Source organism: Vibrio sp. QJM3NY_39 (genome assembly GCF_057785895.1).
Window position 1 is genome coordinate 1,453,769 of record NZ_CM173506.1, and the last position, 23,412, is coordinate 1,477,180.

At 44.0% G+C, this 23,412-nt stretch carries 24 protein-coding genes; 13 read left to right on the top strand and 11 right to left on the bottom strand.

Annotated features, from left to right (window positions below):
- Positions 1–142 precede the first annotated feature (142 nt).
- Positions 143–2,176, bottom strand: a complete 2,034-nt coding sequence (locus AC3CHU_RS22295; protein ID WP_488525713.1) for a PhoX family protein — start codon at positions 2,174–2,176, stop codon at positions 143–145.
- Between the two features lie 254 nt (positions 2,177–2,430).
- Between AC3CHU_RS22295 and AC3CHU_RS22300 the strand changes: the two genes are divergently transcribed.
- From AC3CHU_RS22300 to AC3CHU_RS22320, 5 genes are all read left to right on the top strand, one after another.
- On the top strand, positions 2,431–2,772 hold the full coding sequence (locus tag AC3CHU_RS22300; protein ID WP_004731398.1) for a YggL 50S ribosome-binding family protein: 342 nt from the start codon (positions 2,431–2,433) through the stop codon (positions 2,770–2,772).
- 371 nt (positions 2,773–3,143) lie between these two features.
- Positions 3,144–3,827, top strand: coding sequence for a spondin domain-containing protein (locus AC3CHU_RS22305; RefSeq protein ID WP_237298185.1), 684 nt, complete (start codon positions 3,144–3,146; stop codon positions 3,825–3,827).
- A gap of 9 nt (positions 3,828–3,836) precedes the next feature.
- The gene (locus AC3CHU_RS22310; RefSeq protein WP_146457766.1) at positions 3,837–4,517 is read left to right on the top strand and encodes a spondin domain-containing protein; all 681 of its coding nucleotides are present in this window, start codon (positions 3,837–3,839) and stop codon (positions 4,515–4,517) included.
- An 89-nt stretch (positions 4,518–4,606) separates the two neighbouring features.
- A complete protein-coding gene (locus AC3CHU_RS22315; RefSeq protein ID WP_488525714.1) occupies positions 4,607–5,338 on the top strand; it encodes a response regulator transcription factor in 732 nt (243 codons plus the stop codon).
- Between the two features lie 66 nt (positions 5,339–5,404).
- A complete protein-coding gene (locus AC3CHU_RS22320; protein WP_474357295.1) occupies positions 5,405–6,778 on the top strand; it encodes a sensor histidine kinase in 1,374 nt (457 codons plus the stop codon).
- Between the two features lie 131 nt (positions 6,779–6,909).
- Here the strand turns inward: AC3CHU_RS22320 and AC3CHU_RS22325 are convergent, their stop codons facing one another.
- Both AC3CHU_RS22325 and AC3CHU_RS22330 read right to left on the bottom strand, forming a co-directional pair.
- The gene (locus AC3CHU_RS22325) at positions 6,910–7,395 is read right to left on the bottom strand and encodes an exoribonuclease R (protein ID WP_081279987.1); all 486 of its coding nucleotides are present in this window, start codon (positions 7,393–7,395) and stop codon (positions 6,910–6,912) included.
- A 137-nt stretch (positions 7,396–7,532) separates the two neighbouring features.
- Positions 7,533–8,462, bottom strand: coding sequence for a DMT family transporter (locus AC3CHU_RS22330; protein ID WP_171312970.1), 930 nt, complete (start codon positions 8,460–8,462; stop codon positions 7,533–7,535).
- Between the two features lie 149 nt (positions 8,463–8,611).
- Between AC3CHU_RS22330 and AC3CHU_RS22335 the strand changes: the two genes are divergently transcribed.
- Complete coding sequence (locus AC3CHU_RS22335; RefSeq protein ID WP_017078313.1) at positions 8,612–9,070, top strand: Lrp/AsnC family transcriptional regulator; 459 nt, start codon at positions 8,612–8,614, stop codon at positions 9,068–9,070.
- 170 nt (positions 9,071–9,240) lie between these two features.
- Here the strand turns inward: AC3CHU_RS22335 and AC3CHU_RS22340 are convergent, their stop codons facing one another.
- Complete coding sequence (locus tag AC3CHU_RS22340) at positions 9,241–9,483, bottom strand: hypothetical protein (protein WP_017062621.1); 243 nt, start codon at positions 9,481–9,483, stop codon at positions 9,241–9,243.
- Between the two features lie 269 nt (positions 9,484–9,752).
- Complete coding sequence (locus AC3CHU_RS22345) at positions 9,753–10,328, bottom strand: hypothetical protein (RefSeq protein ID WP_488525715.1); 576 nt, start codon at positions 10,326–10,328, stop codon at positions 9,753–9,755.
- 96 nt (positions 10,329–10,424) lie between these two features.
- Between AC3CHU_RS22345 and AC3CHU_RS22350 the strand changes: the two genes are divergently transcribed.
- From AC3CHU_RS22350 to phaC, 5 genes are all read left to right on the top strand, one after another.
- Positions 10,425–11,102, top strand: a complete 678-nt coding sequence (locus AC3CHU_RS22350) for an SH3 domain-containing protein (protein ID WP_488525716.1) — start codon at positions 10,425–10,427, stop codon at positions 11,100–11,102.
- Positions 11,103–11,632: 530 nt separating this feature from the next.
- Positions 11,633–12,373, top strand: coding sequence for an SDR family oxidoreductase (locus AC3CHU_RS22355; RefSeq protein WP_054545568.1), 741 nt, complete (start codon positions 11,633–11,635; stop codon positions 12,371–12,373).
- Positions 12,374–12,399: 26 nt separating this feature from the next.
- Positions 12,400–13,611: an acetyl-CoA C-acetyltransferase gene (locus tag AC3CHU_RS22360; RefSeq protein WP_146457775.1), complete on the top strand. Its 1,212-nt coding sequence runs from the start codon at positions 12,400–12,402 to the stop codon at positions 13,609–13,611.
- Positions 13,612–13,689: 78 nt separating this feature from the next.
- Positions 13,690–14,037, top strand: coding sequence for a phasin family protein (locus AC3CHU_RS22365; protein ID WP_054545566.1), 348 nt, complete (start codon positions 13,690–13,692; stop codon positions 14,035–14,037).
- A gap of 75 nt (positions 14,038–14,112) precedes the next feature.
- Positions 14,113–15,939, top strand: coding sequence for a class I poly(R)-hydroxyalkanoic acid synthase (gene phaC, locus AC3CHU_RS22370; RefSeq protein WP_488525717.1), 1,827 nt, complete (start codon positions 14,113–14,115; stop codon positions 15,937–15,939).
- A gap of 144 nt (positions 15,940–16,083) precedes the next feature.
- Here phaC and AC3CHU_RS22375 read toward each other — a convergent pair whose 3' ends face one another.
- From AC3CHU_RS22375 to napF, 6 genes are all read right to left on the bottom strand, one after another.
- Complete coding sequence (locus tag AC3CHU_RS22375; protein ID WP_004731329.1) at positions 16,084–16,221, bottom strand: TIGR02808 family protein; 138 nt, start codon at positions 16,219–16,221, stop codon at positions 16,084–16,086.
- Between the two features lie 11 nt (positions 16,222–16,232).
- On the bottom strand, positions 16,233–16,814 hold the full coding sequence (locus AC3CHU_RS22380; RefSeq protein WP_017105877.1) for a NapC/NirT family cytochrome c: 582 nt from the start codon (positions 16,812–16,814) through the stop codon (positions 16,233–16,235).
- Between the two features lie 29 nt (positions 16,815–16,843).
- Positions 16,844–17,305, bottom strand: coding sequence for a nitrate reductase cytochrome c-type subunit (locus tag AC3CHU_RS22385; protein ID WP_004731324.1), 462 nt, complete (start codon positions 17,303–17,305; stop codon positions 16,844–16,846).
- A gap of 125 nt (positions 17,306–17,430) precedes the next feature.
- Entirely contained in the window at positions 17,431–19,920 is a 2,490-nt protein-coding gene (gene napA, locus AC3CHU_RS22390; protein WP_054545564.1) for a periplasmic nitrate reductase subunit alpha, read from the bottom strand.
- On the bottom strand, positions 19,917–20,222 hold the full coding sequence (locus AC3CHU_RS22395; RefSeq protein WP_004731320.1) for a chaperone NapD: 306 nt from the start codon (positions 20,220–20,222) through the stop codon (positions 19,917–19,919). The genes napA and AC3CHU_RS22395 overlap by 4 nt, the downstream gene beginning before the upstream one ends.
- 23 nt (positions 20,223–20,245) lie before the next feature.
- Positions 20,246–20,725, bottom strand: a complete 480-nt coding sequence (gene napF, locus AC3CHU_RS22400; RefSeq protein ID WP_017078318.1) for a ferredoxin-type protein NapF — start codon at positions 20,723–20,725, stop codon at positions 20,246–20,248.
- Positions 20,726–20,978: 253 nt separating this feature from the next.
- Here napF and narQ point away from each other — a divergent pair, with 253 nt between their 5' ends.
- Positions 20,979–22,709 (top strand): nitrate/nitrite two-component system sensor histidine kinase NarQ, encoded by a 1,731-nt coding sequence (narQ, locus tag AC3CHU_RS22405; RefSeq protein WP_171316767.1) that lies wholly within the window; start codon positions 20,979–20,981, stop codon positions 22,707–22,709.
- Entirely contained in the window at positions 22,696–23,328 is a 633-nt protein-coding gene (locus AC3CHU_RS22410) for a response regulator (RefSeq protein ID WP_004731316.1), read from the top strand. The genes narQ and AC3CHU_RS22410 overlap by 14 nt, the downstream gene beginning before the upstream one ends.
- The last annotated feature ends 84 nt before the right edge of the window (positions 23,329–23,412 follow it).

Below are 23,412 nucleotides of genomic sequence, written 5' to 3' on the forward strand. Positions count from 1 at the left end.
TGACGGTGAGTGCTTTGGGGTGAAGAGCCGTTTACGAAGCCGCAGGTTCTTTGTTGAATCAAAGAACGGATAGAATATAAAAAGAGCGATAGGGCATTTAGCCTTATCGCTCTTTTTGATTTTACTTAGCTAGATTAGCTTATTAAACCGCGATTTCACCGCCGTCTTCACGACGAATCACAACCGTAGATGCTCTTGGGCGAACTGAAATTCCTGACGGAGTCTCTTCCGCTGCGTCTGCGCTGTATGGCCAGTTACCTGGGTGCTGAATGTTTACAAACAATGACTTGTAGTCTGGGCTGATGGTAAAGCCTGTTACTTCACAACCGTTAGGACCAACAAAGAAGCGCTTGAGTTGTGCTTGGTTCTCGGCACTAATGACTTCTTGAGTGCCATTTTCATCCGTTAGCTTTGATGGGACTACTGCTAGCATTTGATCATTGGTGTAGCCGGTCACTTCATCTGCACCGTTATCGGTTTGAATCCACAAGATGCCACGAGCATCAAACGCCAAACCGTCTGGGCTCGCGAATTGGTTCATGTCTGTTAGGCCTGAGCGGTTAATAGACTTGTCTTCCACTGCTGGAGAGCCAAATACGAAGATATCCCAATCGAACTCGCCTGCTGTTTTGCCTTCATCCCAACGAATAACATGACCGAACTTGTTGTCTACGCGAGGGTTCGCAGAGTTCGCTTCTTTACGCTTGTTGTTATTAGTTAGCGTTAGGTAAGCCGTACCTGTCATCGGGTCAACAGAGCACCATTCAGGGCGATCCATTGGCGTTGCGCCTACAAGGTCGGCTGCGCCTGCGGTATTAATGATAAGTGCTGCTTGAGAATCAAATGAATCACCTAACTTACCGCCGTTTGTGGTCTTACTGCTCAGAGTCAGTGGTAGCCAAGTGCCTGAACCATCATCGTTGAACTTAGCCACATACAGTGTGCCTTTGTCCATGTACTTGTCACCCGCACTTAGGCGATTGCTCGGCTCTGCATCACGCGGGTCCCATTTCTCTTCAGAAACGAATTTGTACAGGTATTCAAAGCGCGAATCGTGACCAGAGTAGAATACGATCGGCTCGCCTTCAGTCAACTTACCAAACGTACAGCCTTCGTGACGGAAACAACCCAGTGCAGAACGTTTCTTAGCGCGAGAGTTTGCTGTGTATGGGTCGATTTCAACAATGTAGCCGTGACCGTGTGCTTCGTTACGGTAATCGTCCATTGCTGACTCACCTGTTGGTGTTACGTCAAAGCGTGCAAATTCGTCTAAGCGTTCTTGTTTGTTACCTGAAAGCGTATCCCAACCGTAACGTGTTTTGTCGGTTGCGATACCAATACGTTCTTGCGCTGGCGTTGTCTCGCCTTTGTTAACGAAATAACCCGGCCAGTTTTCTTCACACGTTAGGTAAGTGCCCCATGGCGTGTAGCCATTACCACAGTTGTTCAGCGTGCCGCGAGCCTGGCTGCCGTCTTGTGAGAACTTGGTTTTGGTAAATTCACTGTGAGCAACAGGACCAGACAGATCCATTACTGTTGCGCCTGTGTAGCGGCGGTTCAGTGGATCGTTATCGACCATCACCCATTGGTTGCCTTCCAGTTTCACTCGAACAACACTCACGCCGTGCGCGTTGATCTCTTTACGTACTTCATCAAGGCTAGGGCGAGCGCCTTCGTTGTATGTTGGGCCGTTGGCGTGCAGCGCTTTTTGGTCGATGTATTCGTGGTTGATCACCAATAAGCCATCATTGCTGTTGCCATTAAGCGGGAAGAAGTGCATGCCATCGTGATGCATGCCTAATGCGTTGGCTTGATCTTGTGCGTTGTTGGTGCCGTCTTTTAACCAAGCCTTGCCTTGCTTGTTAAGTGGAGTACCCCAAGGAACTAATACCTGTGCTGTATAGCCTTTTGGTACAACGACACTGTCTGTCAATGATCCTTTAACCGATTCGAATGCAAGTGTTGCAGTGCTTTTTTGGGCGCCCGTTGCTTGCATTGTCGTAGCGTTAGCCGTGCTGTGGCCTGCTAAACCAAACGCGCCAAAGGCGGTCATTGCACTGATGCCTAAACCGCCTTTCAGAACGTTTCTTCTTGAAAGGTTCGCATCTAGAACTTCTTCGAAAGGCTTGTTGTTACTCTTGTTAAAACGAGTGCTATCAAATGTTTCCTTGCTCATCGGGACTGCTTCCTGTTGGCTGACTTTATTATTCGTTATTTATGACTTACCCACTTACTAATGAATTGGTTAATAACTTGGGCTGATGTGTGAGCAATCGTGAAGCAGTTAAGTGACAGATTTTTATAGTTTTGATTAAGGTTTTGTTTCTGTAGCACGATTTTTGCTGCTAACCCTCTCGTGCAATACAAAACTCTTGGGAATTAACGGAGAACTGTGTATAAATGCTTTATCAAACGAAAAGAGAGACAGTTATGAAATTAGATAAAATCGAAAACAAAAATCGCCGCCTACGCAAGAAGTTATACCTAGGTGAATTCGCTATTCTAGGTTTTGAGGTAAGCTGCACGACTTCGATTGCTGATTTTGACCAATACGATGTGTTCATCGATGAATTTATCGATTTTATAGACAGCATCGGCCTGTGCTTTGGTGGCGGTGGTTTAGAGCTCTTCGAAGGTTTCTTATGTTCTATTGAGCGCTACCGTTCAGTGACAGAAGCTGAGCAACTGCAAGTTGCACAATGGCTTGAAGCTCGCGCAGAAGTAAGCAAAGTTGAAGTAAGCGAACTTGTTGACGCAAACTACGCATTCTAAATAGGTGGTGCTAGCTCAGTTGAAGGCGAATAGAGCTTTCCTGAGATAACTTTGCCCATCAGATGAAAGGCCCAGTCGATATATCGATTGGGCCTTTTTACGTTTGGTTAGCGCTGTTATTCATCCATGTATTCTTCTATATATCTCTCTTCTAGAACGAGAGTTCTATTTAAATATCAGCTTCTTATGCCTAATTCTCTGGATAATAATAAATTTGTGAGACTTTTATGATAATTCAAGGAAGTTGCTGATAGATTTGATCGCCATTCTTAGAGTCAACAACACCACAGTTCGTTCTGGCAAATGTAACGGTATATTGCTGTTATTAGTTTTGTTGGCAACGATAGGACTCGATAAAGGATGGAATCAAAATGAACAAACGTACTCAAATCAGCTTAGTGATTAGCTCGGCTATGTTGGCCTTCGGAGCGGCTCAGGTTCAGGCTGCAGAGCTTGAGGTGACCGTTACCAACGCAACGAAAGGGATCTACTTTACGCCTATCTTGGCAGCCGCTCATGACTCCAGCTTGTTCATGTTTAGAACGGGTGAGAGTGCTTCTGCGGAATTAGAATCGATGGCCGAAGGTGGTGATATTTCAGGTCTATCGAGTTTGATTGCTAACGCGGGTGGTGTGGTGGTAGAAAACCCAGCTAGCGGAATTCTTAACCCGGGCGTCGCAACTACGTTTGATATCGACACTGGTGATTTAGCTTACTTGTCATTGGGTGCAATGTTGCTGCCAACCAACGATGGTTTTGTTGGCTTAGACAGTTGGAAAATCCCAACTCAAGCGGGCACCTACAAAGCGACCCTCAATGGCTATGACGCAGGCACAGAAGCCAATGATGAGCTAGCGGGCAGCATGCCAAACCCGCCATTTATTACCTTTGGCGCTGGTGGTACCGGAGTTGAAACTGCAGTGTCAAACGCTAAGGTTCATATTCATCCGGGTAACATTGGTGATAGTGATGCGGCGGGCGGCATCAGTGACCTCGATAGCAGCAGCCATCGTTGGTTAAACCCTGTTGCAACTATCACCATTGTTGTGAAGTAAGGGGGATGTATGAAAGCTAGAATTCTATTTATTGCTGCATCAGTAGCTGTGTTAGCAGGTTGTCCGGACGATGACGACGATTACTATCGCTATGATGTGAGTGTGACTAACCTCACTCCAAACCAGCCGATGTCGCCACTCGCGGTATTGACTCACAATAATAGCTTCAATCTGTTTGAAATCGGGCAAAGTGCCTCGGTCGATCTTGAATACTTAGCGGAAGGTGGCAGCAATGCTCAATTGCTGGCACTAAGCGACAGTGATGCCAATGTTTATCAAGGCATCTCTGGCAATGGTTTGATTCTTTCAGGTGAAAGGGACACTGTTTCAATCCGTGTCGATCCTAACCAAGAAGGCTACCTCTCCGTCGCTTCAATGCTGGTAAACACTAATGATGCGTTTGTTGGTGAATCCGGTTTGTCGCTCAAGTCATTAGCCGTGGGTGATACCTTCGTCATGAACATGAATGTTTGGGATTCGGGGACTGAGCTGAATGACGAGCTTGCTGCGACTATTCCGGGGCCTGCCGGCGGTGGTGAAGGCTTTAACACGACAAGAAATGACACGGATGTAGTGAGCTTCCATGCAGGTGTAATAAGCCAAGATGATGGCCTGACGACGTCGGCATTAAGTGGCAACCATCGCTTCCTTAACCCAGGCGCAAGAATCACTATTACTCGAACTGAGTAGCCGATTAACTGAGTTAAAGGTGTAATGAAAGAATTCCTGCTCTGTTCCGGTCAATCTTAGGTGGGCAGACTCCGAATAGAGCAGGGATCATGAATAGTGCTGCGGTAAATTTGATGGCAAACATATTGTTGGTCGAAGACGATGATGACTTGGCAGAACTGGTGCAAATGCATCTCAAGTTCCAAGGTCATGACGTAACAAGAACCAACTCAATTGTTAAAGCTAACGCGTTATACAATAATGATCAGTTTGATTTGGTTGTACTTGACCGAGGCTTGCCTGATGGAGATGGGCTCGATTTTTGTCGAATGTTACGTCAGCAAGAGGACTGGACACCTGTATTAATGCTAACGGCAAGAGATGCGGAGCTAGACAAGGTGTCGGGTTTAGAAGCTGGCGTCGATGATTACATCACTAAACCATTTAGCGTGCTGGAGTTTCAAGCTCGCGTGAGGAACGTACTACGTCGTCTAAACCATGTTGAATCAACCGGCCAGTCTACCTCAACAATAGAATCGATTATGAGTTTTGGTGGGCTCACCATCCAACCTGAGCGCCATCAGGTTTCACTTAACAACCAAGATGTCCCGTTGACTGCAACAGAATTTACCTTACTTCACTTTTTAGCCACCCGACCGGGACGCGTATACAGCAAAGACGAGTTGCTCGATCATGTTTGGAACACTCATCACTCTGGCTACCACCACACTGTGTGTAGCACGGTCAACCGTCTAAGAACCAAGCTTGCCATGCCCAATAACGATGATGATTTCATTAAAACCGTTTGGGGTGTCGGATACAAGTTTGAATCGAAAGTATAGGTTTATGTATCGCTTTCTAAGCTTATTAAAAAGTCAGTAAGATCTACGAGCCATAGAGGAGAGAACATGAGTTTTAAATCGCGTTTAGTATTGTTCACAAGTTTGTGGTTTCTGTTGGTGAGTGTGGTCATCGCCTACACTTATCATTGGCAAAAAGAGACCATAGAACAAAGAACCAAGCAGAGCTTACATAAAGATCTGGCAGTTCATATGCGTGATGATAATCCTCTCATGATTGGTACCGACTACAACCCCAAAGCACTCAAATCTATATTCCATACATTGATGTTGATAGGACCTGATTTCGACATCTATTTTCTTGATAGTCAGGGCAATATCACTACACATGCGGCGCCTGAAGGTACCCAATTATCGAGCCAAATCGATTTAGCGCCTATCCAACAGTTTTTAAATGAAGGGGCTTATCCTATCTTGGGAGAGGACCCGATTAACCCCGAGTCACCTAAAGTCTTTTCTGTTGCGGCGATTGAAGAGCTTGGTTCTACTGTCGGCTATTTGTATGTGGTTATTGGAAGTAATCGCCATACTGTAATTACTAATTCCCAGGTTGATACGCCATATATCGCGCTAGCAGCGCTTGTGCTGGTTTCTATCTTGGGCTTTGCAATTGGTGCGTATCTGTTAGTGAAACGCAGCTTGTTGAACCCAATAGAGGCGGTAACCAATAAATTGCAGCAACAAGCTGAACAAGACTTTAGGTTAGAACCTAATTTCACACACCAAGTACCAGAATTAGTACCCATAGCACGTTCTTATCAATTGATGGCGAAACACATTCAACAACAATTCTTGCAACTTGAATACCAATCCTCGCATCGTAGACAAAGCTTATTACAGCTCAGTCACGATTTGAAAACGCCGCTTTCCAGTGTGCTTGGTTATTTAGAAACATGGAAGATTCAAAATCCGCAATCGGATCCGCTGATCGACGTTGCTTACCGTAATGGTAACAAGCTATCTCAACAGCTGCATTCTCTGTTAGACAATGCAAAACTTGATAACCCTGTGCCAACCTATCAGTATGCTTCGATTGATATCAATGTGTTGATGGGAGAGTGCTTAGAGACGATACAAAGCCAATACTTGCAGAAAAATGTTCAGATCAATATCGAAATACCAGATGGGATTAAGGCTGTAGGTGATAGTGATCTGCTTGAGAGATTGATCTTGAATCTGTTAGATAATGCATTGAGGCATAGTCCAAGTGGAACGGTGGTATCGATGAATGTTGGTCTAGAAGCTGATTCAAAACGGGTGAAAGTGGTTATACACAATGAGATCGAGTTGGAAGCACCCAATGGATCGCTGGGTATTGGGACTAAAATCGCTCAGTCGATACTGATGTTGCATCACAGCGTGTTAGAAACAACAAAGGCAGAGAACTCATTTCAGCAAAGTTTCTATTTGCCTTCGATTTAGTTCTATTTTCCTCCGATATCGTTCTACTTGCCGCCGTTCTAGGGGATAGGCGAGTTGTTCCTTGAGTAACGAACAACTCGTTGAGCAGCTTTTAAGTTGAGAAGTTGAAATGCTTTTAAGTTGAAGGGACTTTATGCGTCTTTTTTGTCTTCGTTGCCTTCATTTACTTCAGCATAGAAGTGAAGCAACTCTGTTAGCTCTTTTACCCAACCAAACGCTTCTGTCGGTGCTTTCAACAAAATCTTCTCGACTTTATCACAGTGAGTTTCAAGGCTGATCGCTTGCTCAAGGTTGAACGACATTGCATAGAAGTGCCAAAGCAATAGTCGAGTCATGCGCTCGATGTTTTGTTGCGAGTTATCCGACTCACTAAACGCAAGATTCACTTCACTCAGCGCGATTGCAGTCATTCTAAGCATCGCATCAAACTTCGCTGATTGCATACGCTCTTCATTGGTCACTTCTTCCTGTTCGAACGTAAACAGTTCCGTCATTGCATCTTCAGGGACAAGGCGATGAATCATTCTTAAACTAAATTCTTCTAGTTCTTCACGAGGCATGTTGTTTAAGCAAGTTAAAGTGTAATCGCGTTGCATGGTGTTCTCTTGGATCTGCAAAAAGGTCGGACAGTTTAATGGAGAAGCGAGCTCAGAAAAAGGAGATTTTAGATAAGCCTACGTTTGTAGGCTTATCTGTGTACTACAAGCCCTAAAATTGATGTTTAGGGGAACTGTATTTAGGTTGGAACGCAGTATCAGGCTTTACTATGGCTTGGCGGTTGATACTGCATAGACTGGTCGTTTCTCATGAAAATGTTGCTCGCGACCAAGCTGCCGATACAAATTGAACCAAGTGCTAACCAAGTCATCGTATCCGGAATCTCGTTGAACAGTGGGATCGCCAACAAAGTTGCTACGGCTGGAGTTGCACTTCCAAATGCTGCTGAACGCTCTGCCCCTAACGTGTTTACAGCATATAAATAAGTGAAAGCCGCGATTAAACCTGCACCAACGCCTTGTACTGCTGAATGCACGGCAAGCTCTGTGACTGGCCATTGAGCAATTGGTGTACTCATTAAATGGCTAGGAAGGGTTCCTGTAAGGATAAGGATCAGTAGTAGCAAAGTGGAACAGAATGAGATAAAACCTGCACTCACGAGCGCATTAAGGTTGGCAACACGTGCTGAGATGGTAAAAGTCGCCCACATCAAGCTGCCGCACAAAAACAACAAGTGACCTTTGGTGTATTCAAAGTTGAAGCTGCTTAAGCTATTTCCTAGAAACAACAATATCCCGAGTAAAACAAGACCTAAACCAACGACACGGTGCCGGCTAAGCGGTTGTTTAAAAAAGAGTACCGCGATTCCTGTTACGAACAGAGGAAGCGTTCCCGGAACCAAAGCACTGCCGTGTGATACCGGAACAAACTGCATGGCTGTTCCTGCAACGAGCAAATAAGGCAACCCGCACCCCACAAACATACCAGCCAAGTATCGATTCGGGACAGCAACTATCGTGCTGCGCGCTTTCCACATCAAAGGCAATAGCACCAATGCAGGAATGAGGAATCGAGTCAGTGCGATGTCTGCAGGTGTTAAGTCTGAATTTGCGCCGCCTTTAAGAGAAAGGAAAAAGCTCGCCCAGATGAGCAGAGTGACAATAATAGATAGGTAGCCAAGCTTCATAATAAACAAGGAAAGTGGATGATGACTCATTATGGGGTACTTGGTGTGCCACAGGTTGGCAAATTTTGTTCTAACTTGAGTCATGGTTGATGATTTCTGCTAATATTTTCCTAATTGTTAATGAATTTAACCAATGATCGGTATTTACTATGGATAGGATTGATAGACATCTTCTTGAGTTGCTTCAGAAAGACGGTAGGCTAACCACGGCTGAGCTAGCTGATGAGGTTGGCTTGTCGGCTTCACCGTGCGCAAGGCGCATCAAAAGACTGGAAGAGAAAGGAATCATTGACGGTTATCGCGTGAGCCTGTCGCGAGAACAGGTCGGCATCGCAATGAGTGTGTTTGTTGAGGTGAGCTTAAACAACCACCAAGAAGTGTCGATTGATAAATTTGAAAGTGCAATTGTCGAGATGGAAGAGGTCATCAGCTGCCACGTTGTATCCGGAGCTTATGACTACCTTTTAGAAGTTGTCAGCCCAAATCTTATGGCTTATGAAGCATTTACAAGAAAGCTACAGCGTCTCTCTAACGTAAAAGATATACATACTCACCTTGCGATTAGGCAGGTGAAAGGCAATGCGCCACTTCCGGTTTATACTGACTAAGCTTATAGGTAGGGGAGACGTCTTTGGGGGAAATGAGCTGAAAACGAAATGACTTTCGTTGTTAAACTAGGGTGCCGCTGCTCTTAAAGACTGTCGTCAAATACCAAATGCGCAGCAATAAAAAACGGAGCGCCTCGCGAAAGGCACTCCGTATATGATAGGTGCAAAACTTAGTGATACTTAAAGTTAGAGATTGAACAATCCCCAGTTTGAGCGTTAATTCTGAATGAGAAAGCATGTGAATGATAATCCACACCGTCATTCCAAATCGTCTCTCCAAATATCTTACATAGCTCTAGCTCACTTACTGAACCGAACTCTTCCATGTGTTTAGCTACAGATAAAAGTTTACCTCTTATCTCCGCAGTCCATTCCGTGTTACTCAAGCAGTTGAAAGCCATAGTTTTTTGCATATTACCTAGCCAAAATGTTTCTTGTTATTAAGTTATATGAATAATCATGATAACAATTTCTTGGCGTTTGTAAATCTATTTTGTGATGAATATCTCATATGCTCGCTTGCATTGGTCGGAAATTGAACTTTATTGTTGATAGTTCGCACATTAGTTTTACAACTTATTGATAAAGCTTTGATTAACGACTTATCTGACTATTTTGGCTTGAGGGAAGCATATTTATCGGAAAAATCCAGTCGAGAAAGCGATGAAACCTAGTAATGTTTTCAGTTTGGGCCATCGTTTGTCGGTTGATTTGTGTGGCGTGCTTCGTCAATCATCGTGGCTTCTTTGCGGTATTTTGAAGACAGCTGACGGAACTTTTCACTGAGTGTATGGAGATCTCGGGAGAGTGATTGCGAGCTTGTTACGTGCAACTGTGCGCTTTCAGTTTGGCGCGGTAGCTTTGCTTTAGCACAGTGTTGAGCCACGGCTTGCCATGAGTGGATGAGAGATTCCGTCCCATCTAGCTCGGTAGACACTACGTATGCCTGCTTTAACAAAACCTCAGAGACATCATAAGCGGTATTCATATGACTATTGAGCTGCACATTAAACCTTTCTTCATATTTTGCCCAAAGCTCAATGATCTGTGTTTCGTTGAAGTGTTTAGATAGCAGAGTTTGTGACTCATAGGTAGAGAGAACTTGGTTGAACTCTTTGGTGTATTGGTTGTAGCGAGCTTCATATACGAGTTGGCGATCCAATAATGTTTGCCAGTTTTCACGATCGCAATGGCTTGCGACCGCGGCATTGGCAATCAAAGGCACACTTACAATGATAACCTTCACCCAAAAACTCATGACTTTCCTCTACTTACTGCGTTCTCTATTGAGAGTATAGATGAGCAGCAGCATGAGTTGATGTACACTTAAAAGATACCTAAGACGGAAGAGCTGGTGGATTTGATGAAAAAAGCGCTGATCGCTTTACTTGTGTTGTTAATATTGGGCGGAGGAGGAGCAGCGTACTACTTCTTTGTTATGAAGAAAGACTCACCACCAGCAGACAAAGCCGAAGAGTCCGTTGAAGAAGTTGCTCAGCCTGAAGCTGATTTAAAACCGATCATGGAACTTAAACCTGAGCCAGAACAGACAGAGTTTTACGTTCTGGATAGAAAGCTTGAAGTGGTAGAACAACCAGAAGTTGATGGCTTGATAACAGATTACCTCTACAAAGGCGAAAAAGTCGAAGTACTCGAAAAACAGGGTGAATGGGTACGTATCTCAGACTATATCGTTCTAAAAGAAGGCGGACCACAGACAGCCGAATGGGTTTCAATGTCTGGCCTATCCAATAATGAAGTGATTATTTCCGAGAAAGAAAGCATAGAGATATTGGATTCATATTTGGTTAAATCCGATGATCTTAAGATCCATAAAGAGAAGTTCCGCAATACGGTGGCAGAATTGCTCTCTGATGGCGAATGTGACCCAAGTGACTTCGAGGAGTTAGGTGGTTGGGTGAAATCGGTGAAGTACAGTGACCGAGATGTCTATTTTATTTATTGCGGCGGACTATCGCTTGAAAATAAAATTTATTTAGATGTAAATACAAATGAAATATTTACGAAGTAGAATCCTACGCTCTATTTATTAATAACATTTACTTAAGCCCACTCATAGATTGAGTGGGCTTTTTTTGTCTATTCATAATGTTCAGATTTCCAATCCAGAACGTTAATTATATTGAGGTTTATATAGAATGATAAGGAACCATTTATTAATGGCTAATTAGAGTTTTGTTATTATTCTCATGAACAATCATTTCAAATTCCCACTTTGCATTCTTCTTGAAACAAGCTGAGAGATATAGGTTTGTCCCGTATTAACAAAGACTTATCTGCTTGGTGATAAAAGTAAAATTAAATAAACCTTATTAAAATCAAAGTATTGTGTGGTTTTACATCCATGTAACATTTCATTGATTTTGGGACGGAAGTCTAGTTTTTAATCATGATACGAAAATATTTTATATTTGTAATAATAATTTTTTACTTTGAGCTGTAGGGTTTAATTAAAGCAAAACGTAAAGTTTAATTATCGACTAAGACATTATCTTATTAACATCATTGTTATTTAATTGCTTGTAAGGGATGGAACCATTAATGAAAAAGCTTGCTTTAATTACAGGATCAAAAGGCGGTATCGGCTCAGCAATTTCTTCTAAATTAGTCGCGGATGGCTATCGTGTTATCGCGACCTATTTTACTGGGAATTATCAGTGTGCACTGGATTGGTTTAACGAAAAACAATTCACTGAAGATCAAGTGAGATTGTTTGAATTAGATGTCACCAATACCGCTGAATGTGCACAGAGCTTAAGCAAGTTGTTAGAAGAAGAAGGCACGGTGGATGTTTTGGTCAACAACGCAGGTATTACTCGTGACAGCGTCTTCAAAAAGATGGATGCCGAAGCTTGGAAAGATGTGATTGAGACTAACCTCAACAGCCTTTTCAATGTGACACAGCCTCTGTTTGCACCGATGTGCGAAAAGGGCAACTGCCGAGTCATCAACATTTCTTCAGTCAATGGTCTAAAAGGTCAGTTTGGACAAACTAACTACTCGGCGGCTAAAGCGGGAATGATTGGTTTTTCAAAAGCCTTGGCAGCAGAGGGGGCTAGAAGCGGCGTGACGGTAAACGTGGTTGCCCCTGGCTACACAGGCACACCTATGGTTGAGCAAATGAAGCCTGAAGTCCTTGATTCAATTAAAAACCAAATCCCAATGAAGCGTTTAGCGACACCTATAGAAATTGCAGACGCAGTGGGCTTTTTAGCAAGTGAATCTGGCGCGTACATTACAGGCGAAACACTGTCTGTGAATGGCGGCTTGTACATGCACTAATTGGCGAAACTGAAGGGAATGGAATAATGGAAAAAGTATTTGTTGTTGCGGCTAAACGTACTCCTATTGGTGCATTCACCGGGTCGCTAAAAAACGTATCTGCGGGCGAGTTAGCTGGCGTTGCGATCAAAGGAGCGTTGGAGTCCGTAGATCTTTCGTTGGATGCGATTGATGAAGTGATCGTTGGTAATGTAATTTCGGCAGGTCAAGGCATGGGGGTTGCTCGTCAAGCTTCCATCTATGCAGGGTTACCTGAGGAAACTCCTGCATACGGTGTGAACATGATCTGCGGCAGCGGCATGAAGTCGGTGATGGACGCAGCGGCGCACATCAAAGCACAAGATGCTGAGGTCGTTATTGCAGCGGGTGTTGAGGTGATGTCTCAGATTCCTTTTATTGTGCCACCGAGTATTCGAAATGGTCACAAGATGGGTGACATCTCGATGAAAGACTTGTTGGTGGGGGATGGGTTAACCGATGCGTTCAATCATTACCACATGGGCATGACGGCTGAAAACATCGCCAACGCTTTGAATATTTCGCGTCTCGCACAAGATAACTACGCGTTAGAAAGCCAACAGAAAGCAGTAGCTGCAATCGAAGCGGGTAAGTTCAACGAGCAAATCGTGCCTGTAGAAGTTAAGCAACGCAGACAAACCGTCACTTTTGATACCGATGAGTATCCGAAGTCAGACGCGACATTCGAAGCTCTACAGAAGCTTCGTCCAGCCTTTGACCGCGAAGGTACGGTTACGGCAGGTAACGCTTCGGGCATCAATGATGGCGCAAGTGCCATTATCTTAGCGTCTGAATCGGCGGTCGTGAAATACGGCCTGACACCACTCGTAGAGCTAAGCAGCTACGCGCAATCGGGTTTAGACCCAAAGATCATGGGATTGGGCCCAGTAGAAGCGGTATCTAAAGCGTTAGACAAAGCGGATTTAACTTTAGAAGAAGTTGAGCTATTTGAACTGAATGAAGCTTTCGCTGCACAGGCGTTAGGCGTGATGTACCAGTTGTCTGAACAACATGATCTGCCACTTGAAGCGTTCAAATCTAAAGTTAATGTCAACGGTGGCGCTATCGCACTTGGTCACCCTCTAGGGGCATCAGGTAACCGAATTATTGTTTCACTCATCCACGAAATGATCGAGCAACATACCAATTATGGTGTTGCTTCGCTTTGTGTGGGCGGGGGAATGGGAACCGCTGTTTTGCTGAAAGGTATCGAGGGTTAGAACTGACATGCCGTAGGCGAGCCAAATTATTTTATTAAGCTATTTCTTCACTAACTATGTATTCACCAGGAGTTACTTATGTACACGGATATCTTCAAAACAATCACAGACCAAACTGAAAAGCAGTTCGAACCGTACTTGAAATTCAATAAGTTGGTTGCAAAGAACGTTCAAACAATGACTGAACTTCAAATGAATGCGTTGCAGACTTATACCGATATGGGTCTTGCACAAATGAAAGCAGTCAGTGAAATCAAAGACGTAAATAGTCTTACAGCTTTTAACGGCCAGCAACTAACGGCACTCACTCAATTGTCTCAACAGATGATGACTGATAGCTCAAAAATGCAAGCTGCTGCAAAAGAGTTCAAAGAAGATGTTGAAACACTAACAACTGAAAACTTGAAAACAGTTACACCTGCATAAAATTAGTCGCCATCAAGTTGGTACAGGTTGGCTTGTGCCGCTTGGTGGCGATTTTCCGATTATTGGAGTCATGTTATGTTTCAACACTTCTTTTCGGACTACCTTGTTAAGTTTCAACAAACAAACCAGCAATGGTGGGAAAATTTTGAACAAAACAAGGAAGCCGCGCAATCTCCCCTAAATAAAGCGATGCAAGAATTGAATTTTAATGATGCATCGAAAATTTTTGAGCAAGCCGCAAACCAACCAGCCGTTCTACTTCAGCTGCAATCCCAATGGTGGGAACAGCAACTGCAAATCTGGCAAAACGCAGCACTGATGGGTAACACTGAAAGCGTTATCACTGAAGATCGTGGTGACAAGCGTTTTATCGATGATGCATGGAAGAACGACCCTTTCTATAGCTTCATCAAGCAATCTTACTTGCTGTTTAGTAAAAGCTATATCGATACCATCAATTCGATTGAAGGCATTGACGAGAAAACCAAAGAGCGTGTAGCGTTCTTTTCACGTCAGGCTATAAATGCCATGTCCCCAAGTAATTTTATCGCGACTAACCCGGAGCTGATGAAGCTGACTCTTGAGAGAAATGGCGAGAACCTTCTTGATGGGTTAGAGCAGTTGCAAGCGGACGTGGAAGCGAGTGCCGACATCCTTAAGATCCGTATGACCAACAATAATGCATTCCGATTGGGTGTGGATGTTGCGAATACAGAAGGTGATGTCGTCTTCCAAAATGATTTGTTTGAATTGATTCAGTATCACCCGAAGACCCCACAAGTCAATGCGACACCATTGTTGATCGTTCCGCCGTTTATCAATAAGTACTATATTCTCGACCTCCGCGAAAAGAATTCGATGGTGCGTTGGCTACTTGAACAAGGGCACAGCGTATTTATGATGTCTTGGCGCAATCCGGGCGAGGCGCAGAAAGACCAAGAGTTCGGAGACTACGTCACGGAAGGTGTCGTTAAGGCGGTCACCGCTATTGAAGACATCACCGGCAAAGAGCAAATCAATGCCGCAGGTTATTGTATTGGCGGTACGGTACTCGCATCTACAGTGGCTTACTATGCGGCTAAGCGTATGAAGAAGCGCATAAAAACGGCGACCTTCTTTACCACGTTATTAGATTTCTCGCAGCCAGGTGAGGTTGGGGCGTACATCAATGAGACGATAATCGACGCTATTGAGAAACAGAACGACGCTAAAGGTTATATGGATGGTCGCTCGTTGAGCGTGACGTTCAGTTTGCTTCGAGAGAACAGCTTATACTGGAACTATTACATCGATAACTACCTCAAAGGCAGTAGCCCGATGGAGTTTGATCTTCTGTACTGGAACAGTGATAGCACTAACGTGGCGGCTAAATGCCATAACTTCTTGCTGCGAGAGCTTTATCTTGAAAACAAACTGGTTCAAGACAAAGGCGTAAAAGTAGGCGGTGTTTGGATTGATTTGAATAAGATCAAAATTCCAAGCTACTTTATCTCAGCCAAAGAAGACCATATTGCTTTGTGGCAAGGGACTTACCGTGGTGCATTGAACACTGGTGGAAACAAAACGTTTGTTCTGGGTGAGTCGGGTCATATTGCCGGCATTGTTAACCATCCAGAGAAAAAGAAATACGGCTACTGGTTGAACGATAACCTAGACGATTCCGCTGACGAATGGCTAAATAACGCAAGTCACAACGAAGGCTCATGGTGGACACACTGGGATCAATGGTTACAAGGCTTTGAAGCTGACGAGAAAATCGAACCTTTCAATCAAGGTTCCGAGCTTCACCCTGTAATTGGTAAAGCACCGGGTAACTATGTAAAACAGGTACTGCCGATTGTTGATAAGGAAGATGTCGATAAAGAGAGCGTCGATCCAGAAGCTTCGGAAAATCAAGCTTAACGTTTTGCCTCTTACTTAACAGTAGAAACACCTCAACAGTAGAAGTAAGAAATGCCAGACAATAAAAAAGCCACTGAATTCAGTGGCTTTCTAGTATCAACTCATCTCAAAAATAACTGGTAAAAGTTGACGCAATTTCGATTTCTAATCGATTTCTTTGTCTTTAGTCATAGATAAAAGCCAAAGAGATACGGCTGCAACACCTGCAAAGCCACCAAGAATGATAACTGGCATAGCACTGTAACCTAGGATGTGCCAAATTACGCTTTCTAAAGTACTCATTCAATCGCTCCTTATTGCCAGCCTTCAACGCCGTGCATGTCTGGTAGTTTATGTGCGATACCTTTGTGGCAATCTACACACGTTTTTTCACCAGAAGCTAGCGCAGTTGAGTGTTGTTTCGCACTACGAGGGCTCTGCTCTGAGAAGTCCATGTAATCGAACTGGTGACAGTTACGACACTCAAGTGAGTCATTGCCTTTCATACGTTTCCACTCGCGTTCAGCAAGGTGAGCACGACGTGCTTTGAACTTCTCTTCAGTATCGATGGTTTTTGCAATGAAGTGCGCGTACAACTCTTTAGATGCCTGAACCTTACGAACAATTTTATCTGTCCACTCGTGAGGTACGTGACAATCTGAACAGATAGCACGAACGCCTGAGCGGTTAGAGTAGTGAATTGTTTCTTGGATTTCAGCAACAATAGGAGCGTGACAACCAGAACAGAACTCTTCTGTGTTGGTTGCTTGCATACCTGTGTTAAATGCACCCCAGAACAAAAGACCGCCTGCGAATCCCAAGAAAAGTACAACGCCTACCGCTGCTTTACTTGGTGTCGCGAGTCTTTTCCAAAACGCTTTAAGTAATTTTATCATATATAGCCTCTCTTACCGTCTGGCTACGATTAACGCAGTGAATCTACAGGTTTGAACTCGTTCTCAACTAGTGGTTTAGCATTAGCTTGAGGTACGTGACACTGTAGACAGAAATAACGACGAGGTGATACATCTGCAAGTACCGCATCTTCACGGTTCATGTAGTGAGTTACACTCACTTTAGTCGCACCCATTTCTTTTGCGTTTTTCCAGCTGTGGCAAGAAAGACACTTGTTTGCGTTAAGAGAAACTTCATAGCTACGAATAGTATGAGGCACTAGAGGTGGTTGGTATACGTAGTCACTCTCGAGTACTTGGTCACGAGGGAACTTTTTGAAGTCATCTGCTGCGCGAGTAGCTTCAAGTTCACTTGCACCACGTAGAGATTCTACGCCACCAATGCCGCCTGGGTTATCCAGCTCAGCTTGAGCTTGAACTGCACCAGCTAGCAAAAGACCAGCTGATAGTAGGGCAGTAATCAGTTTTTTCATGGTTAATTTCTCCGCCTAAAGGCTAATTCTTTGAGTGGACTACTTCTTTCAAAAAGTGATGAAAAAAGTAGTCGCAATATTAAATACGTTAGATCTTGTATCTAGGTTCCAAAAGCAATTGGCGCTTAAGAAACCTTAGTGATCTTAACTGGACACTTCTTGTAATCCGTCTGCTTAGACAGAGGATCCGTTGCATCCAAGATCAACTTGTTGATCAGAATTCTTGCATCAAAGAATGGTACGAATACCAAGCCTTGTGGTGGACGGTTACGACCACGAGTTTCAACACGAACGCGTACTTCACCACGTTTGTTTTCGATAAGAACTTCATCACCACGGCGAAGGCCACGAGCTTTAGCGTCAGCAGGGTGGATGTAACAAAGTGCATCCGGTACTGCTTTGTAAAGTTCTGGTACACGACGAGTCATAGTACCTGTATGCCAGTGCTCAAGAACACGACCTGTACATAGCCACATATCGTATTCATCGTTTGGTACTTCTGGTGGCGCTTCGTATGGAGCGTTGATGATCAGCGCTTTACCATCTGGCTTACCGTAGAAGTCCCAATCAGAACCTTTCTTAGCGTATGGATCTGAACCTTCTTTAAAGCGCCATAGTGTTTCTTTACCGTCAACAACTGGCCAACGTAGACCACGAACTTGGTGGTAGCGATCGTATGGTGCTAAATCGTGACCGTGGCCGCGACCAAAGGCTGCGTATTCTTCGAATAGACCTTTTTGAACGTAGAAACCTTGAGCTTGTGCATCGTCGTTAAGCTCTTGAGCTTCAGACAGTGGGAATGCATCAACGTTGCCGTTTTTGTAAAGCACGTCGTACATGGTTTTGCCGCGGTACTCAGGCATTTTCGCAACTAGTTCTTCGCCCCAAACTTCTTCAATAGTGAAGCGCTTAGAGAACTCCATGATTTGCCATAGGTCAGACTTCGCGTCACCTACAGTTTTAACTTGTTGGTACCATGCTTGTGTACGACGTTCAGCGTTACCGTAAGCACCTTCTTTTTCGATCCACATTGCTGTTGGAAGGATAAGGTCAGCCGCTTGAGCTGTTGCCGTTGGGTATGGGTCAGAACATACAATGAAGTTGTCTGGGTTGCGGTAACCTGGCAGACGTTCAGTGTTGATGTTTGGACCAGCTTGCATGTTGTTGTTACACATTACCCAGTACGCATTGATCTTGCCGTCTTTAAGCATACGGTCTTGAACAACAGCGTGAGCACCCGGTTTAGCAGGGATAGTGCCTTCTGGAAGTTTCCAGATGTCTTCTGCGATCTTACGGTGTTTAGGGTTAGCAACCACCATATCCGCTGGTAGACGGTGAGAGAACGTACCAACTTCACGAGCTGTACCACACGCAGATGGTTGGCCAGTTAGTGAGAATGGGCTGTTACCTGGAGTAGAAATCTTACCTGTTAGAAGGTGGATGTTGTACACAAGGCTGTTCATCCAAACGCCACGAGTATGTTGGTTCATACCCATAGTCCAAAGTGACATTACTTTGATGTTTGGATCCGCGTATTGCTTCGCAAGTTTGATTAGATCATCTTGAGAGACACCTGACATTTCAGACGCTTTCTCAACGGTGTATTCAGCAACAGAAGCTTTGTAGTTCTCGAAGCTGATATCAGTCATTTTGCCTGAATTAGGGTTCGCAGCGGCTTGCTGTAGTGGATCGTCGTCACGAAGGCCATAACCGATGTCTGTCGTTGCTTGCTTGAAGTTCGTGTGTTTGTTCACGAAGTCCCAGTTAACGGCATCGTTTTGAATGATGTAGTTAGCAATGAAGTTAGCAATCGCTAGATCTGATTGAGGTTCGAAGATATAACCCGTGTCTGCAAGCTCAAAAGAACGGTGGTAGTAAGTAGACAGTACGTTTACTTTAACGTGTGGGTGGCTTAGACGACGGTCTGTAATACGAGTCCATAGTACTGGGTGCATTTCTGCCATGTTTGAACCCCACAGTACAAATGCGTCTGCGTGTTCAAAGTCATCGTAACAACCCATTGGCTCATCGATACCGAAGGTACGCATGAATGCACCTACCGCAGAAGCCATACAGTGACGAGCGTTTGGATCGATGTTGTTTGAACGGAAGCCCGCTTTCATCATCTTAACGGCTGCGTAGCCTTCCATTACAGTCCACTGGCCTGAACCGAACATACCAACGCCTGTTGGACCGTTTTTCTTAAGAGCGGCTTTCCATTTCTCAGCCATGACGTCGAAAGCTTGGTCCCAAGATACTGGTGTAAAATCACCATCTTTGTGGAACTCGCCGTCTTTCATACGAAGAAGAGGCTGTTCAAGACGGTCTTTACCGTACATGATTTTTGAAAGGAAGTAGCCTTTAATACAGTTAAGGCCTTTGTTTACAGGTGCTTCTGGGTCGCCTTGAGTCGCAACCACTTTACCGTTTTGAGTACCAACTAGTACCGAACAGCCCGTACCACAAAAACGACAAGGCGCTTTATCCCACGTGATTTTTGTTTGATCAGAGCTAGCAATCAGGTTGGTTGCTGTTGCTGGCAGAGTTACACCTGCAACGGCTGCCGCTGATGCAGCTGCGTTTGCTTTCACAAACGCGCGTCTTGTCATTTTCATACTTCACCCTCAAGTTGAGAATTGTTGCTTCCAGTTTCTAAATCCGTTTCGTCGAGCTCAGTTTCGATTTGGTGATAAACCAAAGCTGTGCCTAAAACGTTCGTAATATTATTAATTTCTTCGATGGTGTCCGTTACAAAACCTTGGTTTTCGGTTTCTAGGACTACTATGATTTTGCCTTCAGGGCTGCTGCCGTAAATCTCTGCGTTATCGAATTTCTCGATTTGTGCTTTGATCTCGTCTAGATGCTCTGGGCTCACATGCACGACTAAACTTGATATATGCACTTCATTTAGTGCCATAAATTGCTCTCGTTATTTTTGTTTTATGCATTACTCACAAGAATAGCTGAAGTAGGGCAAACTGCTACGCAGGCTCCACAACCGTTACACTCATCTAACTCGATTTTTGGTAGAGCAACACTGCCTGCTCTAAGTTGAAATTGAATGGCCATAGGTTCACACATGTCACCACAGCTTCGGCATTCAACATTTTGTTGCGCTAAGCACTTATCAGAGATACTTGCTTTTGCTTGCCAAGGTGTTTCTTCCTTGGGTTTAAAAATTGGTTCAGGACAAACGTCAGCACATTGATAACAAAAAGTGCATTCGTCTTTTGAATAGTCGACAGTAGGAAAACCACCATCGCCTACAATGATTATCTTAGTCTCACAATTTTCGATACATTTACCGCAACGAGTGCAGTCATCTGTAAAGCTTTCTAGGCTGTTAATCCAAGGCAATCGAATCTGGCTTGAATCTACTTTTCGCCTAGAAAATAGGCGTCGTCTCGATAGGTCTACCACTAAATGCCTACTAATGTTGCTAAGATGTTGTAATTGTAGATCATTGTTTTGTTAATATCTTGTCATTTATCCTCACAAGTAGTGTAGTTTTAGAAATATTTGTATAAATACCCCTTAAGGGCTAAATAGGATCCTATATTGTCTTAGATCAATAAATTACGAAGCGTTTGGTCACATATTGAATGGAGCTCTGTTTTTTGATGTGTGACAATAGGTTTCGGATAGCCACTTATATACCTTCAGGATTTTGATTTTGCTTATTAAACCAGTTTCATCTGTAACGAGTACAATAGCTAAATCATTGCTGTCCATACTGCTCCTTTCGGTTGCCACTACTGGTTTTGCTATCTTCACATTGGCGTCAAGTCTCAACGACGCAGAGGCGGTTAACGTGGCTGGCTCAATGCGTATGCAAAGCTATCGTTTAGCGCATGATATTCAAATAGAATCAGCTGATTATGATTCTCATATTCGTGAATTCGAAAGTTCTCTTTATTCCCCTTCAATGGCCAACTTGGTCAGTTGGGAAGTTCCGACAGACATCACCGAAGATTACTATTTAATTATTGGTCGTTGGCACGAGCTAAAACAGGTATTAAGCAGCGAAGACCGAAAGCACTATCTCGTATTAGTTGAAAACTTCGTTGCTGAAATCGATGGCTTCGTTTTTAAGCTGCAAGAGTTCTCTGAAGATAAGCTGATAAAGTTGGCGTGGGCTGGTGGTATTGGCTTAGGGGGAATTCTCGTCATATCTCTTTTTGTTGTTCACTTTGTCCGTAAACAAGTTGTTAAGCCGTTACATGCACTCGTTGGCGCCAGTCAGCGAATCAAAAACAGTGACTTTGAAGTAGAGTTGAAGGTCACCAATAACAACGAACTGGGTATTTTGACCAAGACATTTAACTCAATGGCGAAAGACTTGGGTGCGCTCTATCGAAACCTTGAAGACGTTGTGGATGCTAAGACAATAGAGCTACAAAACGCTAACCAATCACTCCAGGCGTTGTATCACTCTTCACAAGAGCTGACCGTAACTCGTATCGCCCCAGAGAATTTCCGAGCAATCCTGCAACACCTCGTGAGCTTAGAAGGCATCGAATCGTTAAGGCTAGAGATTGTAGACAACTCAGGTCGTTCATTGATTATGGATGAAGGGTACGACTCGAAATTAGATTATGAAAAATTTGAAATGAAGCTGGATGACAATGAGCTTATCTTGGGCTATTTATATTGTTCGTATCATCATGGCCATTCAACCAAGACGCTGATTGAGAGTTTTATCCAACTCTTATCGCGAGCTATCTATTATAATCGCGCGCAAAAAAAAGCTGAGCAGCTTATTATTATGGAAGAGCGTGCAACAATTGCACGTGAACTGCATGATTCACTGGCTCAATCACTGTCGTATTTGAAAATTCAGGTGACATTGCTGAAGCGTGTGATTGGCAAACTGCCAGAGCAACAACACCGAGAGCAGTCGGAACAAATAGCGTCGGAGATCGGTAACGGTTTGGCTGATGCCTATACTCAGTTACGAGAGTTGCTCACAACCTTTAGGTTGACGATAAAAGAGGGCAACTTCGGAGAGGCTTTGAGCACCATGCTTGAAGAACTCAGCGAAAGAACAGAAGCGAAGATTAACCTAACCAATAATCTTTCATCGATTGAGCTTGATGCGCACAGTCAGGTTCACTTGCTTCAATTGATTCGTGAAGCAACAATAAACGCAATAAAACACGCCAATGCCGACTTGATAGATGTATGTTGTATCGATGAGGAAGGTGAAGTATTCGTCGTGATTAAAGATAATGGAGATGGCTTTGACCCAAGTAGTTCGAAGATGAACCACTACGGGATGAGCATTATGCAGGAGCGTGCGGCAAGACTGAATGGCGACTTAACGATTGAAGCGGCTCAAGGTGAAGGCTGTACAGTCATATTAAAATATAAAAGTTTGAAGGAAGTTAAAGTTGACGATTTGTAAAGTAATGCTGGTTGATGATCATCCATTGATGCGCAGAGGTATAAGCCAATTACTGAGCTTTGAAGATGAATTCGAAGTGATTGCAGAAGCAAGTAACGGTACTGAAGCGGTCGCTCTTGCCCATGAAGAAGAACCGGACCTGATCCTTTTGGATCTTAATATGAAAGGCATGTCTGGCCTTGACACGCTGAAGGCACTTCGTACTGATGGCTCAAGCGCTAACATCGTTATTCTAACGGTTTCTGACAGCCCAGCAGATATTGAAGCAATTGTAAAAGCGGGCGCTGATGGTTACTTGCTTAAAGACACTGAACCCGATGAACTCATCGAATTACTGAAACAAGCGCACCATGGCGACAAAGCCTACAGCAGTGTTGTATCTCGCTACTTAAATGATGCTGAGAGCCGCAACGACATCTTCGACCAACTGACTGAACGTGAAATGCAGATCCTTCAAGAAGTTGCAAAAGGTTACCGCAACAAGCAGATCGCAGACCATCTGTTCATTTCTGAATCGACAGTTAAGGTACATATGAAGAGTTTGTTGAAAAAGCTACAAGTTCCTTCACGTACTGCAGCAACGGTTCTGTACCTAGAACGCTATGGTGACATGAAGTAGGGCTTGTTCCTTTGAAATAAAACTATTTCAAGCCGTACTGTTGGTTGTAAATGTTAGGGGCAAATAACGTGAGCTTTTAACGAC

Coding starts and splice junctions, on each gene's coding strand:
- AC3CHU_RS22310 (WP_146457766.1), top strand. CDS start 3,837: ATGAAAGCTAGAATTCTATTTATTGCTGCATCAGTAGCTGTGTTAGCA.
- AC3CHU_RS22295 (WP_488525713.1), bottom strand. CDS start 2,176: ATGAGCAAGGAAACATTTGATAGCACTCGTTTTAACAAGAGTAACAAC.
- AC3CHU_RS22380 (WP_017105877.1), bottom strand. CDS start 16,814: ATGATAAAATTACTTAAAGCGTTTTGGAAAAGACTCGCGACACCAAGT.
- AC3CHU_RS22340 (WP_017062621.1), bottom strand. CDS start 9,483: ATGCAAAAAACTATGGCTTTCAACTGCTTGAGTAACACGGAATGGACT.
- AC3CHU_RS22330 (WP_171312970.1), bottom strand. CDS start 8,462: ATGAAGCTTGGCTACCTATCTATTATTGTCACTCTGCTCATCTGGGCG.
- AC3CHU_RS22300 (WP_004731398.1), top strand. CDS start 2,431: ATGAAATTAGATAAAATCGAAAACAAAAATCGCCGCCTACGCAAGAAG.
- AC3CHU_RS22385 (WP_004731324.1), bottom strand. CDS start 17,305: ATGAAAAAACTGATTACTGCCCTACTATCAGCTGGTCTTTTGCTAGCT.
- napA (WP_054545564.1), bottom strand. CDS start 19,920: ATGAAAATGACAAGACGCGCGTTTGTGAAAGCAAACGCAGCTGCATCA.
- AC3CHU_RS22365 (WP_054545566.1), top strand. CDS start 13,690: ATGTACACGGATATCTTCAAAACAATCACAGACCAAACTGAAAAGCAG.
- AC3CHU_RS22395 (WP_004731320.1), bottom strand. CDS start 20,222: ATGGCACTAAATGAAGTGCATATATCAAGTTTAGTCGTGCATGTGAGC.
- AC3CHU_RS22315 (WP_488525714.1), top strand. CDS start 4,607: ATGAATAGTGCTGCGGTAAATTTGATGGCAAACATATTGTTGGTCGAA.
- AC3CHU_RS22305 (WP_237298185.1), top strand. CDS start 3,144: ATGAACAAACGTACTCAAATCAGCTTAGTGATTAGCTCGGCTATGTTG.
- phaC (WP_488525717.1), top strand. CDS start 14,113: ATGTTTCAACACTTCTTTTCGGACTACCTTGTTAAGTTTCAACAAACA.
- AC3CHU_RS22355 (WP_054545568.1), top strand. CDS start 11,633: ATGAAAAAGCTTGCTTTAATTACAGGATCAAAAGGCGGTATCGGCTCA.
- AC3CHU_RS22335 (WP_017078313.1), top strand. CDS start 8,612: ATGGATAGGATTGATAGACATCTTCTTGAGTTGCTTCAGAAAGACGGT.
- AC3CHU_RS22345 (WP_488525715.1), bottom strand. CDS start 10,328: ATGAGTTTTTGGGTGAAGGTTATCATTGTAAGTGTGCCTTTGATTGCC.
- AC3CHU_RS22360 (WP_146457775.1), top strand. CDS start 12,400: ATGGAAAAAGTATTTGTTGTTGCGGCTAAACGTACTCCTATTGGTGCA.
- AC3CHU_RS22320 (WP_474357295.1), top strand. CDS start 5,405: ATGAGTTTTAAATCGCGTTTAGTATTGTTCACAAGTTTGTGGTTTCTG.
- AC3CHU_RS22375 (WP_004731329.1), bottom strand. CDS start 16,221: ATGAGTACTTTAGAAAGCGTAATTTGGCACATCCTAGGTTACAGTGCT.